14 protein-coding genes are annotated in these 17,586 nt (G+C 71.8%); 3 read left to right on the top strand and 11 right to left on the bottom strand.

The window, feature by feature from the left end:
- Positions 1 to 23: 23 nt before the first annotated feature.
- Together FF36_RS10460 and FF36_RS10455 are read right to left on the bottom strand one after the other, a co-directional pair.
- Positions 24 to 560: a MerR family transcriptional regulator gene (locus FF36_RS10460; protein WP_044884818.1), complete on the bottom strand. Its 537-nt coding sequence runs from the start codon at positions 558 to 560 to the stop codon at positions 24 to 26.
- Positions 561 to 644: 84 nt separating this feature from the next.
- Entirely contained in the window at positions 645 to 2,486 is a 1,842-nt protein-coding gene (locus FF36_RS10455; protein WP_044884817.1) for an MFS transporter, read from the bottom strand.
- Positions 2,487 to 2,651: 165 nt separating this feature from the next.
- Between FF36_RS10455 and FF36_RS10450 the strand changes: the two genes are divergently transcribed.
- Together FF36_RS10450 and FF36_RS40360 are read left to right on the top strand one after the other, a co-directional pair.
- A complete protein-coding gene (locus tag FF36_RS10450; protein ID WP_339325602.1) occupies positions 2,652 to 3,311 on the top strand; it encodes a TetR family transcriptional regulator in 660 nt (219 codons plus the stop codon).
- Between the two features lie 243 nt (positions 3,312 to 3,554).
- Entirely contained in the window at positions 3,555 to 4,916 is a 1,362-nt protein-coding gene (locus FF36_RS40360) for a nucleotide disphospho-sugar-binding domain-containing protein (RefSeq protein ID WP_044884815.1), read from the top strand.
- A 43-nt stretch (positions 4,917 to 4,959) separates the two neighbouring features.
- On the opposite strand, the gene FF36_RS10440 is transcribed toward FF36_RS40360, so the two are convergent.
- From FF36_RS10440 to FF36_RS10400, 9 genes are all read right to left on the bottom strand, one after another.
- A complete protein-coding gene (locus FF36_RS10440) occupies positions 4,960 to 6,063 on the bottom strand; it encodes an LLM class flavin-dependent oxidoreductase (protein WP_044884814.1) in 1,104 nt (367 codons plus the stop codon).
- Positions 6,064 to 6,074: 11 nt separating this feature from the next.
- Positions 6,075 to 7,913 carry an FAD-dependent oxidoreductase gene (locus tag FF36_RS10435; RefSeq protein WP_082121813.1) on the bottom strand — a complete coding sequence of 613 codons (1,839 nt, stop codon included), beginning with the start codon at positions 7,911 to 7,913 and terminating at the stop codon, positions 6,075 to 6,077.
- 11 nt (positions 7,914 to 7,924) lie between these two features.
- Positions 7,925 to 9,271 carry an NtaA/DmoA family FMN-dependent monooxygenase gene (locus FF36_RS10430; protein WP_044884813.1) on the bottom strand — a complete coding sequence of 449 codons (1,347 nt, stop codon included), beginning with the start codon at positions 9,269 to 9,271 and terminating at the stop codon, positions 7,925 to 7,927.
- Positions 9,272 to 9,330: 59 nt separating this feature from the next.
- Positions 9,331 to 10,164 carry an ABC transporter ATP-binding protein gene (locus tag FF36_RS10425; RefSeq protein ID WP_044884812.1) on the bottom strand — a complete coding sequence of 278 codons (834 nt, stop codon included), beginning with the start codon at positions 10,162 to 10,164 and terminating at the stop codon, positions 9,331 to 9,333.
- Positions 10,154 to 11,164: an ABC transporter ATP-binding protein gene (locus FF36_RS10420; protein ID WP_095212130.1), complete on the bottom strand. Its 1,011-nt coding sequence runs from the start codon at positions 11,162 to 11,164 to the stop codon at positions 10,154 to 10,156. The genes FF36_RS10425 and FF36_RS10420 overlap by 11 nt, the downstream gene beginning before the upstream one ends.
- Positions 11,161 to 12,054, bottom strand: coding sequence for an ABC transporter permease (locus FF36_RS10415; protein ID WP_044884811.1), 894 nt, complete (start codon positions 12,052 to 12,054; stop codon positions 11,161 to 11,163). Before FF36_RS10415 ends, FF36_RS10420 begins: the two co-directional genes overlap by 4 nt.
- Position 12,055: 1 nt before the next feature.
- The gene (locus tag FF36_RS10410; protein WP_044884810.1) at positions 12,056 to 13,090 is read right to left on the bottom strand and encodes an ABC transporter permease; all 1,035 of its coding nucleotides are present in this window, start codon (positions 13,088 to 13,090) and stop codon (positions 12,056 to 12,058) included.
- Positions 13,091 to 13,193: 103 nt separating this feature from the next.
- Complete coding sequence (locus tag FF36_RS10405; protein WP_044884809.1) at positions 13,194 to 14,768, bottom strand: ABC transporter substrate-binding protein; 1,575 nt, start codon at positions 14,766 to 14,768, stop codon at positions 13,194 to 13,196.
- Positions 14,769 to 14,829: 61 nt separating this feature from the next.
- Positions 14,830 to 16,251 carry an NtaA/DmoA family FMN-dependent monooxygenase gene (locus tag FF36_RS10400; RefSeq protein ID WP_044884894.1) on the bottom strand — a complete coding sequence of 474 codons (1,422 nt, stop codon included), beginning with the start codon at positions 16,249 to 16,251 and terminating at the stop codon, positions 14,830 to 14,832.
- Positions 16,252 to 16,624: 373 nt separating this feature from the next.
- On the opposite strand from FF36_RS10400, the gene FF36_RS10395 reads away from it, so the two are divergent.
- Complete coding sequence (locus FF36_RS10395; protein WP_082121812.1) at positions 16,625 to 17,545, top strand: LysR family transcriptional regulator; 921 nt, start codon at positions 16,625 to 16,627, stop codon at positions 17,543 to 17,545.
- Positions 17,546 to 17,586: the final 41 nt, after the last annotated feature.

Raw genomic sequence — 17,586 nt, 5'->3', positions numbered from 1 at the left:
CCGGGTGGCCGGTGACGGCCGAGTCAGGAGGAGCGGGCGACGGCGCCGTCGCGGAACCGGTTCATCCGTTCGAGCCGCTCGTCGATCTCGTCGCGGAAGGCCGCCAGCCGGCTGATCTTCTCGTCGATCTCCGCGCGGAGCTTGACATACGCGGTCTCGCCCTCGGACAGCAGCCGCAGCCGGTCGCCGTCGTCGGAGGCGGCGTGGAACTCCACCCGGACCTGGGCGAGCCGGTCCTCGTAGGCGAGGATGGTCCCGATCTCATCCAGGTTGAAGCCGAGCAGGGTCTGCAGCTCCCGGATCCGGCGGACCCGGGCGAGGTCGGAGTCGGCGTAGAGTCGGTTGCCGCCGGAGGTCCGCCCGGACGGGGTGAGCAGGCCCACCTCCTGGTAGTACCGCAGCGCCCGCACCGAGACTCCGAGCTCCTGCGCGGCCTGGCCGATGCCGCACAGCTCGCGCGCCGTCTTCTTCACCTCGTCCTTGTCACGCACCCCACGATTGTTTCTCACGCCTGCGCCGCGGGCGGGTGGCGCCTCCTCGTCGTCGGCGGTATCGCCCATCGGCTGTCAGGACCTCTCTGGGCTGGGACGTGCCGGGTCAGGGGCCGCCCTCATCGTTCGGCGGCCCTTACCGTTCGGCGGCCCTTACCGTTCGGCGGCCAGTGTGTCACTGTCCGCCGTGGGCAGGGCGCTGCCCGCGCCATCCTCCATCGCCGCGATGTCGCCGGCGCCGGCCAGGCCCTCACCGACATCCTCGCGCAGCGAGTGGCGCACGTGCGGGGCGTCCTTGCCACGCAGCCAGGACAGCACCGCGCCGAGCGCGCAGGCGATGGCGGCGAAGTAGAAGGCCAGGTGCAGGCCGTCACCGAACGGACTGGCGATGAGGTTCGGGAAGAACGTGTGCCCCGTGAGGAACTGGGCCTTGCTCGGGGCGAGGGCGTGCAGCGTGTCCGGACCGAGGAGCTGCTCGGTCGGGTTGATCCCGAGGAACGCGGAGAACAGGCTGCCGATCGGCGGCAGGTTCGCCAGCTCGTGGGCCTTGGCCGGGTTGACGCCCTGCGCGGTGAGGCCGGAGAACATGGCGTCCGGCAGGCTGGAGGCGAGACCCAGCGCGATGACGGTGAAGAACACGCCGATGGACAGCACGCTGGCCGAGTTCTGGAACGTGTTGAGCATCCCGGCGCCGGCACCGCGCTGGTTCGGCGGCAGGGTGTTCATCACGGCGCTGGTGTTCGGCGCGGCGAACAGGCCCATGGACAGGCCCATCAGCAGCAGGATGGCCGCGAACGCCACGTAGTTGAAGTCGATCGGGATCACGTTGAACAGCAGGAACGCGACGGCCGTGGCGACCAGTCCGAGGGTGGCGAACGGGCGCGCGCCGTAGCGGTCGGCGAGCCGGCCGGCCACCGGTCCGGAGAGCAGGAAGCCGACGGTGAGCGGGATCATGTAGATGCCGGCCCACAGCGGCGTCCGCTCGAAGCTGTAGCCGTGCAGCGGCAGCCAGATCCCCTGCAACCAGATGATGATCATGAACTGCAGACCACCACGGGCGAGCGCGCCGAGCAGTGCGGCGAGGCTACCCATGGTGAAGGCGCGGTTCTTGAACAGCTCCAGCTTGAACATCGGGTCCGACGAGCGCAGCTCGATGAGGACGAATCCGATCAGCACGGCGAGCCCGCCGAACAGGCAGACCAGCACGAACGGCTTGGTCCAGCCCATCGTGTGGCCGCCGTAGGGCTGCAGCCCATAGACGATGCCGGTCAGGATCGCGATGAGCCCGATGGCGAAGGTGATGTTGCCGGCCCAGTCGATCCGGGCCTGGGTGCGCACGCCGTTGTCGCGCAGCTTCAGGTAGGCCCAGACCGTCCCGAAGATCCCGAACGGCACCGACACCAGGAACACCAGGTGCCACTCGACCGGGGCGAGCAGGCCGCCCACCAGCAGGCCGAGGAACGACCCGGCGATGGCCGCCACACCGTTGATGCCCAGGGCCAGTCCACGCTCGTTCTCCGGGAACGCGTCGGCGATGATCGCGCTGGAGTTGGCGAACAGGAACGCGCCGCCGACGCCCTGCCCGACCCGCATGATGATGATCCACAACGCGGCGGTCGTGCCGTGCATCCAGGTGACGGCCAGCAGGATCGAGAACGCGGTGAAGACCGCGAAGCCGAGGTTGTACATCCGCACCCGGCCGAACATGTCGCCGACCCGGCCGAGGCTCACCACGAGCACCGACGTGACCAGCATGAATCCCATCAGGGTCCACAGGAAGTACGAGGTGTTCCCCGGGGCGAGCGGGTCGACCTTGATGCCCCGGAAGATGTCCGGGAGCGCGATGATCAGGATCGAACTGTTGATCGTCGCCATCAGGATGCCGATGGTCGTGTTCGACAGGGCGATCCACTTGTAGTTGTCCGAACCGGACACGGTGGGGACGTCATCGGCCCCGGGCGGCGAGGTGCCGGCGGTGGTGTCGGAAGTCGTCACGGCTGGAAGGCTAGTGCCTCCATCTCACGTCAGCGGTAGATGTGATGCGGCTCATAGTGGCCGGGAGCACAAACGGGAACCTTCCACGCACCACCACCTCCGTTCCACCACCTCTGACGTGCATACGACACCCTTGGGCGGCAATTTCGCGGTATGGTTCATACCGTGAATACGGAGCCGAGCCGGACGTACCGGCAGCGCCGGCGGGCCGAGACCACCGACGCGAACACCGAGCGGATCCTGCGCGCGGCCACCGAGCTCTTCGTCGATCGTTCGTTCGAGCACATCACCCTGCCGGCGGTCGCCGAGCGGGCCGGCGTCGGCCTGCAGACCGTCATCCGCCGCGTCGGGACCAAGGACGGCCTCGTCCGAGCCGTCAACGGCTGGATCGTGCCGCAGATCGCCGCCACCCGCGGCGACCCGGGCGACATCCGCCCGGCCGGCGACGACCTCGCCGGGGTGACCGACCGGCTGGCCCGGCACTACGAGCAGTGGGGGCGGATCACCGAACGCGCCCTGCACCAGCAGGACGCCTCCCCGGCGCTGAAGGAGAGCGCCGACGCCGGCCGACGGGCCCACCGGGAGTGGATCGAGGCGGTCTTCGCCGCCGACCTCGATCCCCTGCCCCCCGCCGCCCGGGACGACCTCGCCGGCCGCCTCGCCGCCGTCTGCGGCGTCGAACTCTGGCTCGTCCTACGCCGCGACCAGGACCTGTCGGTGGCCGCCGCGCGCGCGGCCGTCGCCGACCTCGTCTCGGCCTGCCGCCACCATGCCCGCCTTCCCGCCCACTCGCCCGCCCACCGTCCCGCTCATCCAGAGGGATAGATCGGGCCCGGAAGCCTCTGGATAACCGGGGGCTCGTCCGTCAGACCGCGCGGCGACGACGTCCGCGCCGACGCCCGCCAGCGATCCCGATGCCCGCCGCAGGCCCGATGCCCGCCGCAGGCCCGACAGCCGCCGCAGCCCGGCACAGGTCGGGAGTCGGCGGTGGATGTCGCACGCCCTCCTCCGCTCCCCCNCCCCGCCAGACCCCTGCAACGCCAGACCCCGCCACGCCAGGAGACCGCCATGACGCGTTACCTCGTCCACTGCTCAACCGCCGCCGGGCACCTGTTTCCCCTCGTCCCCGGCCTGCTCGCGCTCCAGGAACGCGGCCACGACGTCCGGCTGCGCGTCGGTGCCGCGCTCGTCGACACCGCCCGGCGCGCCGGTCTCGACGCCGAACCTCTCGATCCGCGCATCGACGAGATCGTCGTGCGCGACGACGCCGCCGGCAGCGGCGCCGACCAGCTCCGGCTGGCGCTGGCCGGGCTGATGGCCCGAGGACCGCTCGAACGGGCCGACCTGACCGCGGCGATCGACGCCGTCGACCCCGATGTCGTCCTCGTCGACACCAACGCCTACGGCGCCGCGGTGGCCGCGCAGGCGTCCGGCCGGCCGTGGGCGATCACGCTGCCGTCCCTCATCGCGCTGCCCGGACGCGGCATCCCGCCGTACGGGCTGGGCCTCGCCCCGGCCCGCGGGCCCCTCGGCTGGGTGCGGGACCGGGCGCTGTGGCCGCTGGTGATCCGCCAGTACGGCAAGGCGATGCTGCCGCCGCTCAACGCGCTGCGCGCCGGGGCGGGCCTGCCCGCGCTGACGAACCCGCTGGACCACTTCCTCAGCGCCGACCGGCTGCTGGTCCTCGCCGGCGACCCGCTGGAGTACCCGCGGGTGGACGCGCCGGCGAACGTCTGCTTCGTCGGCGCCCAGGTCTGGGACCCGCCGGCCGCGGTGCCCGACTGGCTGGCCGAGCCCGGCGACCCCTGGGTGCTCGTCACGATGTCCACCGACTACCAGGGCGACGAGCGGCTCGCCGAGGTGGCCGTCGAGGCGCTGCGCGACGAACCGGTACGGGTGCTCGTCACCCTCGCCGACGCCCACGGCCGGGTCGACCTGCCGGCGGCGGCCAACGTGCGCGCCGAGCGGTTCGTCCCGCACGGTCCGGTGCTCGAGCGGGCGGCGGCGGTCGTCTGCCACGGCGGGATGGGCATCGTCCACAAGGCGGTGGCGGCGGGGGTGCCGATCGTCGCGGTGCCGTTCGGCCGCGACCAGCCGGAGGTCGCCCGCCGGGTGGTCCAGGCCGGCGCCGGGGTCAGCCTGCCGGCGAAGCGGCTGACCCCCGACCGGCTGCGCGCCGCCCTGCACGCGGCGATGGCCGGCCGGGCCGGCAGCGCCGAGGCGTCCCGCCGGCTGCGGGCCCTCGCCGCGACCTCGGCCGTCCCGAGCGGCGACGTCGACCGCGCCGGCGACGTCGAGGATGTCGACGGGTTCGATCCGGCCCGTGGACCGGCCGGGCTGGGCGGGGCACGCTTCGCCGCCGCCGCGCAGGAGCTCGCCCTGCTCGCCCCGGCGGCCGGCGACACTCGGGCGACGATCACGGCGAGGTGAGCGGTGGACGTCCAAGCAGCGGCGTCGGCCCCAGTGATCGGGGTCAGGCTCCGGCCAGTGCGGGCGCGGCAGGGGAGGCGGGTTTCCAGCCCAGGGCGGGTGCGACCTCGGTGGCGATGAGTTCGAGCGCCCGGATCGCCACATCGTGGTCGAGGACCGCCGGGTTGAACTGGGCGATCAGATCCGTGGCGACCGGCAGGACCCGCTCCTGCCGCAGCTGCGCGACGATCTCCTCCGGATGGCCGTAGAAGGAGTGGAACCGGCGCAGCGCCTCGTCGGTGTCGATTCCCTTCGGGAAGGCGCTGTGTCCGTTCGGGAAGGCGTCGTGCTCGGAGAACCGTCGTGCGGCCGCGAGCACGTGCGGCCCGATCTGGGCCAGTGCGGTCCGCCGGTCGGCCGCGGGAAAGATGAACCGCGACAGTCCGATGCGCGGCGGGCGCGGCCGGTTCCACGCGGCGAGGTAAGCGTCGGCCCAGGGCCGCTGCACGGTGTCGGTGGGCTCGTCGTAGCCGTAGGCGGCGCGGTTGAGCAGCAGGTTCGAACCCGAGGCCGCGGCGTACTCGGCACCCGGACCGCTGAAGACGCCCTGCCAGATCCGGTCGGTGAAGTCCCGAGCGGGTGGCTGGATGGTGAAGCCGGGCGCGCCGACCTCCTCGTTCGCAAGCGCCTTGCGCAGCACCGCCAGCCCCTCGCTGGTCAGCTCGCGCCGGCGACCCACGTCCCGGCCGAAGGCGGCGTACTCCAGCTCGCTGCCACCGCTGCCGACGCCGATCTCGACCCGGCCGCCGCTGAGCGTGTCGACGACCGACACGTCCTCGGCCAACCGGACCGGGTCCTCCAGCGGCAGGATCGTGATCGCGGTGGCGAGCCGGATGCGCCGGGTGCGCGCGGCGGCGTAGGCCAGGAACGTCCAGGGTGAGGGCAGCCCACCGCCGCCCAGGGAGACGTGGTGCTGGGCCACCCAGCCGACGTCGAAGCCGAGTTCGTCGGCGGCGACGAACAGCTCCTGCGCGTGGTCGTAGGTGGCTGCCAGGTCGCCCGGACCCTGGACGTGGGTGAGGAAGCCGAGCCGGAAGCGCGGCGAAGCGGATCCGCCGGTGGCGGACTCGGCAGTGGCGGACTCGGCAGTGGCGGACTCAGCGGTCATACCGACGCCTTTCAGGATCGAGCGGATGCGGTCGCGCCGGCAGGGACGGCGACCTGCTCGACGCCGACGACCTGCTCGACGCCGATCACCTGGCCGGCACCGATCACCTGGCCGGCACCGAGGACGAGGTCGAGGACGGCGCCGGCGCCGGCGGTGGGAAGCTCGGCGCCGCGCCAGGCCACGTGCTGGTCGGGGCGGACCAGCACGTTGTCGGCGCCGTACAGCGCGCGCACCGCCGGGTCGGTGAGGTGGACGACCGTGAACGGCAGCGATCGGACGAGCGCCTCGGCGACGAGGGCCCGTTCCACCTCCCGGTCCGCGGACAGCACGAGCAGCGCGAAGCCGTTGCCGATGCGGTCGTAGAGGGTGCCGCCGTAGGGGTCGACGAAGCCGTCCGGTGCGCGGTGTCCCGGCCGCGGGTCGTCCTGGTAGACGTCCGCACGCCACGGTGGTTCGGCGTCGAGCTGGCCGTCCTCGTACCAGATCGCCGACGACGCGTCGTAGCGCTCGTCGAAGGTCACGCCGGGCGCGCCGAGAGCGCCCTGGCTGATCCGGGCGCGGATCTCGGCGCGGCGCGCCTCGGCCTGCGGGCTGTCGTCGGCGTCGTCGGGGATGCCGAGCCGGCGCAGTTCCGCCAGCAGTGCGTGCGAGTGCCGCGAACGCTCCAGCGCGTGCTCGGCGATCCGCCAGTTGTGCCGGCGGCGCTCCTGGTCGTAGGAGTCCAGCAGCTCCTCGGGGGCCTGACCGGCGAGCACGGCGGCGAGCTTCCAGCCGAGGTTGACCACATCGCCGAAGCCCTCGCCGAGGTTGCCGCCGGGGGTGCGCACGTGCGCGGCGTCGCCGGCCAGCAGCACCCGCCCGCGGCGGAACGTCCGCGCGATCCGGGTGGCGTCGTAGAAGGTCGTCGACGAGACCAGTTCCAGGTCGAGATCGAACCCGAAGGCGGCCCGGGCGGAGTCGAGCAGTTCCGCCTCGGTGGGGGTGTGGTCGAGCGGGTACGGCCCGGCGTACACGCGCCACTCGCGGGTGCTCACCGCGGCGAGGAAGCCGGCGGCCCGCTGGTTGAACACGATGTTGGTACCGCTGGGCGCCGGGCCGACCCGGTCGGAGATGTCCTGCGTGCGCACGATGAGCCGCAGCCGCTTCTCGGTGGCGTGGGCGCCGTCGCGTTCGATGCCGGCGAGCCGGCGGACGGTGCTGCTGCCACCGTCCGCGCCGAGCAGGTAGCGCGCCCGGATGGTGCGCCGCGCGCCGGACTCACCATCCTCGGGGAGCACGTCGGCCTCGATCCGGTCGACGCTCTCCCGCAGCGCCACCAGCCGCCAGCCGCCGGCCACCCCGACGCCGCGCCGGTCGAGGTGGTCGAGGAAGACCCGCTGCAGCGCGCTCTGCGGACGGCGCAGCGCCTCCGCGGCCGAGTGGCCACCGCCGGCCGAACCCGCGAAGGACGGGCGGCGGGGGGCGAGGAGCTCGTGACCGACGAGCGAGGTGACCAGCCGGATGCCCTGGTTCCACTCCGGCGGGAAGGTCCACTCGTCGCGGATCCGTTGCAGCAGCCCCCAGCGGCGGAAGTGCTCCACCGTGCGCGGGCTGTGGCCCATCGCGCCGGCCCGGACCAGCGTCGCGGTGCGGGCGCGGTCGACGACGGCGACCCGCACCCCCCGGGCGGTGAGCTCCACGGCCGCCGACAGGCCCACCGGGCCGGCGCCGACGATCAGCACGTCGACCTCGGTCGGCGGCGTGGCGGTGGGGAAGTGCACGGTGTGGACGTCGCGCCCACCCGTGGCCGAGTAGGCCAGGTCCGAGTCGGCCAGGCCCGCGGGAGCCTGGTCCGCCGAATACTCCGTCATGGTGGTCCTCCTCAGGCCTGTGCGGCCGCGGTCTCGCGCTCGCGCGCGTAGCGGTTGACCGGGATCGGCAGGCCGAGGTTGTCCCGCAGCGTGTCGCCGGTGTACTCGGTGCGGAACAGGCCGCGCTTCTGCAGCGACGGGACGACGTCGGCGACGAAGCGCTCGAGGTCGTCGTGGGTGCGGAAGCGGAGGTTCAGCCCGTCGGCCGCGCCGGTGGTGAACCACTGCTCGATCGCGTCGACGACGGTGTCCGGCGCGCCGGTGAACGGCGACGGCGCGTACTCGGTGACCGTCTCGACGACCTGCCGCAGGGTGAGCCCCTCGTCGCGGGCCTGCCGGACGATCTCCAGGCCGCGGGTGCGCCCGCCCTTCTCGGCCAGGTGCGCGAGGTCGGGGAACGGCGCGTCGAGGTCGTGCCCGCTGAAGTCGTAGGCACCGAAGCTGCGGCCGAGGAAGCCGAGCTTGCGGTCGAAGTCGTTGTCGGCCTCGAAGATGTCGCGCGAGAGCCGGTGCGCGTCGGCGTCGGTGGCGGCGACGACGGGGCTGGCGCCGACGAGGATGACGACGTGGTCGGGATCGCGCCCGAGCGCCGCGGCCCGCCGCTTGATGTCGGCGTAGTAGTCCTGCGATTCCGCCAGCGACCCCCCGGGGGCGTAGATGCCCTCCGCGACGTGGGCGGCCAGGGTGCGGCCCTCCTCGGAGACGCCCGCCTGGAAGATGACCGGCTGACCCTGCGGCGACCGGTCGAGGTTGAGCGGCCCGGCGACCTTGAAGTGCTCGCCGACGTGATCGAGGGCGTGCAGCTTCGTCGGGTCGAGGAAGAGGTTGCGTTCGACGTCAGCGGGGAAGGCATCGGGCTCGTAGGAGTCCCACAACCCGCGCACGACCTCGACCGCCTCGAGCGCCCGGCCGTAGCGGGTGCCGTAGTCGAGGTGCTCGTCGAGCCCGTAGTTACGCGAGGTGCCGGTGTCGAAGCTGGTCACGACGTTCCAGCCGGCGCGCCCGCCGCTGATGTGATCCAGCGAGGCGAACCGGCGGGCGAGGTTGAACGGCGAGTTGTACGTCGAACTCGCCGTACCGATCAGGCCGATGTGGCGGGTGTGGGTCGCGACCGCCGACAGCAGCGTCAGCGGTTCGAGCCGGCTGAGGTAGTGCGCCGGGTAGCCGGCGTTGATGAACTGGCTGTCGACGATGAAGTACGCGTCGAACAGCGCCTGCTCGGCGGTCTGCGCCTGGCGGATGTAGTAGTTGATGTCGACGCTGGCGTTGTTCGGGACGCGCGGGTCCTTCCACAGGCCGTGCTGGCCGGGGCCGCCGACGCCGTAGGCGCTCAGGGCGAGATGGAGCGTGCGGGCCATGTCGGGTTCCCTTCTGACGGATGACGTCCGGCCTGGTCAGGGGTCAGGCCGGACCGGGGTCAGGCGTGCAGCAGGGCGCGCAGCGCGTCGCGCTCGGCCCGGCTGGCGGCGGCGGAGCGCAGCGTCGGCGCCGAACCGACGAGCAGCCGGGCGTAGGGGTGTCGGGGGGCGCTGATGACCGCGCGGGCGTCCCCCACCTCGACGAACTCGCCCTGGTAGAGCACCGCGACGCGGTCGGCGACGCCGGCGACGGAGCCGAGGTCGTGCGAGATGAAGATCAGTGCGACGCCGGCGTCGCGTAGTTCCTTGAGGATCTCCAGGATTCCGACCCGGTTGGCGGAGTCCAGGGCGCTCACCGGCTCGTCCAGGATGATCAGCGCGGGCTCGGTGACCAGGGCGCGGGCCACCGCGACGCGCTGGCGCTGGCCGCCGGAGAGCTCCCCGGGCAGGCGGCCGAACAGCTCGCTGTCCAGGCGGACGCGCGCGAGGTAGGCGCGCCCGCGCTCGATCGCCTCCTTGCGGCCCACGCCCTGGACGAGCAACGGCTCGATGAGGGACTCCTCGATGGGCAGGTCGGGATCGAGGCTGCGCAGCGGATCCTGGAACACGTACTGGACGACGCCGCGGCGACGCAGCGCGCGCCACTGCCGGGGGGAGTACCGGGACACGTCCTCGCCGTCGATGAGGATCCGGCCGCCGGAGGCCCGCACCAGGCCGAGCACCGCACGGGCGAAGGTCGACTTGCCCGAGCCGGTCTCGCCGATCACGCCCACGGTCTCGCCGCAGGCCACCGACAGCGAGACACCCTGCAGCACCCGACGCCGGCGCCGCCGCAGTCCGTAATGGACCTCGAGATCGGCGACTTCCAGGACCGGCCGGCCGTCAGCGGACACCGTCCAGCTCCTTCCGCTGCTCGCCGCCGCCGCCGGCGCCGGTGTCGGTGTCGGTGTCGGCCAGGTAGCGGTCCAGGCCGTACTGCTCGTGTTCGGCGATCAGCAGGCGGGTGTACTCGTGGCGCGGGTGGTAGAGCACGTCCGCGGTCGCCCCGTGCTCGACGACCTCGCCCGCGCGCATCACCAGCACCTCGTCGCAGACCTGCGCGACGACGGCGAGGTCGTGGGACACGACGACGAGCGCGAGGCCGCGGCGCTCCCGCAGGTCGGCGAGCAGGTCGAGGATCTCGGCCTGCACGGTCACGTCCAGGGCGGTGGTCGCCTCGTCGGCGATGAGCACCTGCGGGTCGGCGGCGATCGCGGTGGCGATGAGGACGCGCTGGAGCATCCCGCCGGACAGCTCGTAGGTGTACTGGTCGTAGACGAGCTCGGGGTCGCGCAGGTGCACCGCGGTCAGCAGCTCGAGCGCGCGGCGACGCGCGTCGCGCCGCCGCAGCCCGGACTTGACCTGGATGACCTCCGCGATCTGCACTCCCACCTTGAGGGACGGGTTGAGGTAGGAGGCGGGGTCCTGGAACACCGCGCTGATCGTCGATCCGCGCAGGTCCGTCCACTGCGGGGTCGTCAGCCGGGCGATGTCGCGCCCGGCGATCTCGATCGACCCACCGGCCACGGCGAAGTGCGCCGGCAGGATGCCGAGGATCGCGCGGCAGGTCAGCGTCTTGCCGCTGCCCGACTCCCCCACGATGCCGACGGCCCGGCCGGGCCTGAGTTCGAACGAGACGCCGTGCACGATCTCGCGGTCGTTGACGTCGTCGCGGATCCGCACGTCGCGGACCGCCAGCACGGCGGCCTGGGCGGCCGGCGGATCCCCCGAGCCCACGGCCGGTGGGTCCACGGCAGGCACGTCCACTGCGGGCGAGTGCGCGGCGGGAGGGTCCGCCGGACGCGCCGCGGGCACCGTGGCGGTGACCGTGGCATTGGAACGGGTTCTCGTCATGGGGCGACGCCTCCGGCGGGAATCGGTTCGGCTGGGTCGAGGCGGCGGGCGCGCGCCCGGCGGCTGTGCAGCAGCGCGCGGCCCGCCTCCCCGGACACGTCACGGATCGCGTCGGCCAGCAGGTTGCTGCCCCACACCGTCGCCATGATCAGCAGGGCGGGGACAGCCGGGGCCCACGGCTGGTAGGACAGGTAGCCGAGGTCGGAGGCGAGCAGGCCACCCCAGGTCGGCGCCGGCGGCTGCACCCCGATGCCGAGGAAACTCAGGCTGGAGACGACGACGAAGCCGACGCCGATCGTCTGGGCCAGCGCCACCGCGACGGGCGGCAGCACCTTCCCCCACACGTGCCGGCGCGCGATCCAGCCGATCGACGCGCCGGAGATCAGCGCCGCCTCGACGTACTGCGAGCGGGCGACCGCCAGCGTCGCCGCCCGCGCGACCCGGTAGAACAGCGGGGAGACGAGCACGCCGACGGTGAACATCGCCTGCGGAATCCCGTTGCCGAGCAGCGCGGTGACGGCCACGGCGTAGATGAGGAACGGCAGCGCGATGAGCGTGTCGGCGATCCGCAGCGTGAGCCACTCGAACACCCGGCCGAAGTACACCGACAGGATGCCCGGGACGACGCCGACGGTCAGCGCGATCAGCGCGACCTCGACCGAGCCGAGCACGCTGGTGCGTGACCCGGCGAGCAGCCGGCTGAAGACGTCCCGGCCGAGGTAGTCCGTCCCGAGCCAGTGCTCCCAGGAGGGGCCGGTCAGGGTCAGTGCACTCGTCCCCAGCGGGTTGTGGGGAGCCAGGGTCGGGCCGAGGATCGCCAGCAGGACGATCAGGGACAGAATGCCGACGGCGAGCCGGCCGGTCGGCAGCGCCAGGACGCGACGGACCATGTCACACCCCCCGCTGCGAGGCCGGGGTGACCCGGCCCAGGACGATGTTGACGATCAGGTTGAAGGTGACGACCAGCACGATCGAGACGACGAGCACGCCCTGGACCGCCGGTACGTCCCCGGCCTGTGCGGAGTCGTTGGCGAACCGGCCGAAGCCCTGCAGCCCGAAGATCCACTCGGTGACCACGGAGCCGCCGATGAGCGTGGGGAACCGCCAGCCCAGCACGCTCAGGGCCGGCCCCACCCCGTTGCGCAGCACGTGCCGGAAGAAGATCCGCCGCGGGCTGAGCCCGCGCACGATCGCGCCGGTCACGTAGTTCTCCTGATAGGACGCGATGAGACCGGAGCGCAACTGGCGGGCGACGTCGGCCATCGGGTCGAGGCTGAGCGCCAGCGCCGGCAGCAGGATGTGGGTGAACCACGGCCACGTCCCCACGCTCGCCGGCACGTAGCCCGCGGCCGGCAGCCAGCCGAGCCCGACGGCGAAGACGGTCACCAGGACGATGCCGACCACGAAGGGCGGCATCACCGAGAAGACCGTCAGGAAGCCCGTGATCGCCCGGTCGATCCAGGTCGTGCGGCGCACCGCCGCCAGGGTGCCGAGCCCGAAGCCGAAGACCACGCCGATGATCAGTGCCAGCGTCACCACCGACAGGCTGATGGCCAGGCCGTTGCTGATCAGCTCGGCGATGTTCGTGCCGTTGGACCAGCTCGCGCCGAGCTGGCCGTGCAGGATGTCGGTGAACCAGCTCCAGTACTGGGCGAGGAACGGGCGGTCCAGGCCCCACTGGTGCTCGATGCGGGCGACCGCGTCCGGGGTGGCGCTCTCCCCGAGCTGGATGCTGGCGGGGCTCAGGCCGCTGAGCGCCCGCAGGGCGAAGGTCAGGAAGGTCGCCACCAGGAAGACCGGGACGAAGATCGCGACCGAGCGGGCGAGGGTGACCAGGACGCGGCCGGCGGCCCGCCGCGCCCTGGCGGCGGCGAGCGCGACGCCCGGGTCGGCAACGGCCGCGTGGTCAGCCGTGCTCACCGCCATGGGTTGCCTCCTCTCTTCAGGCCTGATGGGCGTGCGTGGATGATCGGCTAGATGCGTGGATCGGCGAGATGCGTGGATCGGCGAGATGCGTGGATCGGCGAGATCAGTTGCCGATGGTCACGCCGGTCCAGTCGATGTGGGCCGGGTTGGCGGGCAGCGCGGAGATCGCCTTGTTCTTGACGAACAGGTTCGGGCTGGAGTAGGTGAAGACGAGCGCCTTGCTCTGCAGGCCCACGCGGGTGGCCGCCTGCAGGATCTGCGGGTAGTCCGGCGCGTCCAGCGGCGTCTGGCGGACCTTGGCGATCGCGGCCTCGAAGCCGTCCGGCTCGTAGGGCGAGCTGAGGTTCAACGGGCCGTCCGGCCCGAAGTGCGCCGTGAGCGTCTGAGCGGCCGAGTCACGCCCGGTCGTGCCGTACAGCGAGAGCGTCAGATCCTTGGCGAAGAAGGGCGTCGCCCAGTTCTTGTTGATCTTGATGGTGATGGTGATCCCAACCGCCGCGAGCTGCGACTGCACGATCTCCGCCGCCGGGTCCTCCTTCGAGATGACCAGGTCCAGCTTGATCTGGCCCGGCTTGAAGCCGGCCTGCTCGAGCAGCTGCTTCGCCTTCGCCGGGTCGTAGGGGTACAGGTTCGCCGACTTCTCGTCGTAGGCGATGTACCCGGGCGGGAAGGGCTGGTTGGTCGGCTTGCCGTACCCGAAGGTGAGCTTGTCGACGAACTCCTGCCGGTTGGTGGCGTAGCGAACCGCGTCGACGACCTTGGGGTTGTTGAACGGCTCCTTGTTGATGTTCAGGCTGATGTTCGAGGCGTTGAAGCCCGGCTGCACGAAGACGTCGAGGCCGGCCGCCTTGGCGGCCTTCGCCTGGCTCGGGGCGAGGTCGGCGAAGTTGTAGACGCCCGTCTGCAGGCCGGAGACGACCGTCGACACGTCGGGCGCCGAAACCAGCTCCACGTTGTCGATGTGGATGTTCTTGGCGTCCCAGTAGTTCGGGTTCTTCTTCAGCAGGACCTTCGTGCCCGGAATCAACTGCGTGACGACGAACGGTCCGGCGCCGACCGGATTCTGGTCGAGCTTCGCCGGATCCGCCGCGGCTTTGGGACTCGCGATCTGCAGCACGCGCTCACCGAGCAGCAGCGGGATCTGGTGATCGACCTGGGTGAGGTGGACGACCACGTCCAGGTCGCCGCTGGTGGTGACCGACTTGATCGAGGTGAGGTCGCCGAACAGCGCCGAGTTCTTCTGCGACTTGGCCCGGTCGATGGCGTTCTTGACCGCCGCGGCATTCACCGGAGTGCCGTCGCTGAAGGTCAGCTTCGGGCGCAGGTGGAACGTGATCTCGTCGCCGGCGCTGTTGTAGGTCCAGCTCTGCGCCAGATCCGGGACCGCGTCGCCCTTCGCGTCCGTCCTCGTCAGCGCGGCATACGGCAGAGCGAGGATGCGGAACTGGGCACCGCTGCCCCCGACCACCGGATCCCAGTGCGCCGGGAAGAAGGAGGAGGCCCACTTCAGGGTGGCAGTCTTGCCGCCTCCGCCGCCGCCGCCGGCGGCGGCGGCGGCACCGGCACCGGAACCGGAACCGCAGGCGCTGAGAACGAGGGCCGCGAGGGCCAGCAGGGCCCCGAGGACGGCGCCGCGTCTCGTACGGCGGGCGGATGGCAGGTGTCGCTCGGAGGTCATCGTCTTCTTTCTCTGTTCGGGTTCGTGCTGTGTTCGGATTTCGACGGGAATGTGCGGCGGCTCAGGAGACGAGCGCCGGAGGCGCACTGTCGGCCTCCACCTCGCCGGCGACCTCCACCTCGCCGGCGGACTGCGCGTCGCCGGCGGACTGCGCCTGGCGGCGGGCCGCCGTGTATCTGTTCTCCGGAATCGGCAGGCCGAGATTGCCGCGCAGGGTGGTCGACTCGTATTCGCTGCGCACGACGCCCCGCTCACGCAGGATCGGCAGGACCTGGTCGGTGAAGCGCGCGAACTCGCTCGGCGCGTTCACGGTGATGTTGACGCCGTCGAAGCCGCCGGCGGTGAACCACCGCTCGATCTCGTTCGCGACGGTCAGGGGCGAGCCGACGAACGGCGAGCGGCGCGCCCGCAACTGGTGCTCGACCACCTGGCGAAGCGTCAGGCTGTTGTCCCGCGCCAGCTTCGTGATCGCCTCCGCGTGGGTGCGGAAGCTGCGCTCGGCGACATCTCCGACCTCGGGGAACGGCGCGTCCAGGTCGTACTGCGAGAAGTCGTGCCAGCCGAAGGGCCGGCCGAGCTCGGCCAGGGCCCGGTCGAAGCTTCCCTCGCCGAGGATCGCGTCCTCCTTGGCGCGGGCCTGCTCATCGGTGTCGGCGATGATCGGGGAAATCCCCGGAACGATGAGCAGGTTCTCCGGGTCGCGGCCCTTGGCGGCCGCCCGAGCCCGCAGCTCGGTCCGGAATGCCTGCGCCTGCTCGAGCGTCTGCGAGTGCGTGAAGATTGCGTCGGCGATAGTCGCGCCGAGATCACGGCCCTCCTCCGAGTCGCCCGCCTGGAAGATGACCGGCTGACCCTGGGGAGTGCGCTCCAGGTTCAGTGGTCCGACCACGGAGAAGTATTCGCCGGCGTGATTGAGCGCATGCTGACGGCTACGATCGAAGAACACTCCCCGCTCTTTGTCGCGGGGGAAGGCGTCTGCCTCGTAGGAATCCCACAGCCCCTGCGCGACTCGCACGTGTTCGATCGCTCGTCCGTATCGGGTCGGATAGTCGAAGTGTTCGTCGCGGCTGTAGTTGCCCGCCGTTCCGGAGTCGCCACTGGTGACGACGTTCCAGCCGGCCCGGCCGCCGCTGATGTGATCGAGCGAGGCGAGGCGGCGGGCGACGTTGAAGGGCTCGTTGTAGGACGTCGTGATCGTTCCGACCAGGCCGATGTGGTGGGTGTGAACGGCGATCGCGGACAGTAGCGTCAACGGCTCGAGCCGGCTGAGGTAGTGGTTCGGCGAGTCCGCGGTGATGAACTGGCTGTCGACGATGAAGACGTGATCGAACCTTGCCGCCTCCGCCTCCTGGGCGCGGGCGATGTACCAGCGGACATCCACGCTGGCGTCGCCCGGGATCTCGGGGTTCAGCCACGTGTTGTGCTGCCCCGGACCGCCGACGCCGATGAGGACGGCGCCCAGTTTGAGCGTGCGAACAGGCATGGTGGAACCTTCCCGGTCTGGGGGCGAAGCGCGCACGACGACGGCGTCGTCCGGCGGACCGAATCCGGTTCCGGACACGGCACAATGACGCGCTGGACCACGGGACGCGCTGGACTACGGGGCGCGCCGAAGTACGCGAAAAAAGAAGGAGATAGCTACATAGCGTCGCCGGAACGGGCGACGGCTTTGGCTGCGGCGGCGCAGCGACCGATCAGGTCAGCGACAGAGTGCTGCCTGGCCACGGGCAAGATCCAGCCAACGACAACACGTGAGCATCACGGCCGTCGACTGGGTCATGGGGATGAGCATGCTGGTCCGGCGGCCGGATGTCCAACGACGCTTCGTTATGGCGATCAATCGCGTTCGGTTATGAATGTCCAGTACCCTGACCGACATGCGACGGATACTGGACATCGCCCCGCTGCGCAGCTTCGTCGCTGTCGCGGAGTGTGGCGGATTCCAGCGGGCCGCGACGTCGCTGCACCTCAGCCAGGCGGCGGTGAGCCAGCACGTGCGCCGGCTCGAGTCCGCCACCGGGCGCGTGCTCGTCGAACGCCAGGGACGCGGCTCCCGACTGACCCCCGACGGCGAGCACCTGCTCCGCCAGGCCCGCCGGATCCTCGCCATCCACGACGAGACGCTGCACGGCTTCGGCATGGAGACCGAGGAGACCGTCGTGATCGGCTCGACGGAGCATGCCGCGGCGCAACTGCTGCCCTTCCTCGCCGCGGCGCTGGAGCAGTCGTTGCCCCGCTACCGCATCCGCTTCCGCATCGACCGCGGCACCAACCTTCGCGAGGGGCTCGAGGCGGGGCGGATCGATCTGGCGCTGCTGCTCGGCCCGGCCACCGATCCCCGCGCGACCACGGTCGGCGACCTGGAGCTGACCTGGTACTCCTCGCCCCTGTGGCGACGGCCGGCGGCGACGCAGCCGATGCCCGTGGTCGCCTTCGACCATCCCTGCGCGCTGCGCACCTGCGCGTTGGAGGCCCTGTCGTCGCATGCGATCCCCGCGGTGATCGGCGCTGAGGCGATCCAGCTCGCCGGCGTCCAGGCGGCCGTGGGGGCCGGTCTCGGAGTCGCCCTGATGGCCACCCTGGGGCAGACGCCCGAGGGGCTCATCGCCCGCGACGACCTGCCGAAGCCCGCGTCCCTGCCGCTCGCCGTCTGGTCCCGGCACGGCCTGGCCTCGATCATCTCGGAGCGGGTCGCGGCGGCCCTGGGGGGGCTGCTCGCCGAGCCGGCGGCGGCCGAGACGGCCGTCGAGAGCCGCCAGCTCGCCAGGAGAGGCTGAGGCTCGCCGGTCCAGGCCGGGGGCCCGGCAGCCGCCGCCCG

The organism is Frankia torreyi, assembly GCF_000948395.1.
In the GTDB taxonomy this organism is placed as follows: domain Bacteria; phylum Actinomycetota; class Actinomycetes; order Frankiales; family Frankiaceae; genus Frankia; species Frankia torreyi.
The sequence above is the reverse complement of the archived record's forward strand: the minus strand, read 5'-3'. Positions and strand labels throughout refer to the sequence as shown.

What these genes read in the sequence shown, in the direction of transcription:
- FF36_RS10435 (WP_082121813.1), bottom strand. Translation starts at nt 7,913, where the DNA reads ATGACGGAGTATTCGGCGGACCAGGCTCCCGCGGGCCTGGCCGACTCG.
- FF36_RS10430 (WP_044884813.1), bottom strand. Translation starts at nt 9,271, where the DNA reads ATGGCCCGCACGCTCCATCTCGCCCTGAGCGCCTACGGCGTCGGCGGC.
- FF36_RS10440 (WP_044884814.1), bottom strand. Translation starts at nt 6,063, where the DNA reads ATGACCGCTGAGTCCGCCACTGCCGAGTCCGCCACTGCCGAGTCCGCC.
- FF36_RS10395 (WP_082121812.1), top strand. Translation starts at nt 16,625, where the DNA reads ATGTCCAGTACCCTGACCGACATGCGACGGATACTGGACATCGCCCCG.
- FF36_RS10400 (WP_044884894.1), bottom strand. Translation starts at nt 16,251, where the DNA reads ATGCCTGTTCGCACGCTCAAACTGGGCGCCGTCCTCATCGGCGTCGGC.
- FF36_RS10410 (WP_044884810.1), bottom strand. Translation starts at nt 13,090, where the DNA reads ATGGCGGTGAGCACGGCTGACCACGCGGCCGTTGCCGACCCGGGCGTC.
- FF36_RS10420 (WP_095212130.1), bottom strand. Translation starts at nt 11,164, where the DNA reads ATGACGAGAACCCGTTCCAATGCCACGGTCACCGCCACGGTGCCCGCG.
- FF36_RS10405 (WP_044884809.1), bottom strand. Translation starts at nt 14,768, where the DNA reads ATGACCTCCGAGCGACACCTGCCATCCGCCCGCCGTACGAGACGCGGC.
- FF36_RS10415 (WP_044884811.1), bottom strand. Translation starts at nt 12,054, where the DNA reads ATGGTCCGTCGCGTCCTGGCGCTGCCGACCGGCCGGCTCGCCGTCGGC.
- FF36_RS40360 (WP_044884815.1), top strand. Translation starts at nt 3,555, where the DNA reads ATGACGCGTTACCTCGTCCACTGCTCAACCGCCGCCGGGCACCTGTTT.
- FF36_RS10460 (WP_044884818.1), bottom strand. Translation starts at nt 560, where the DNA reads ATGGGCGATACCGCCGACGACGAGGAGGCGCCACCCGCCCGCGGCGCA.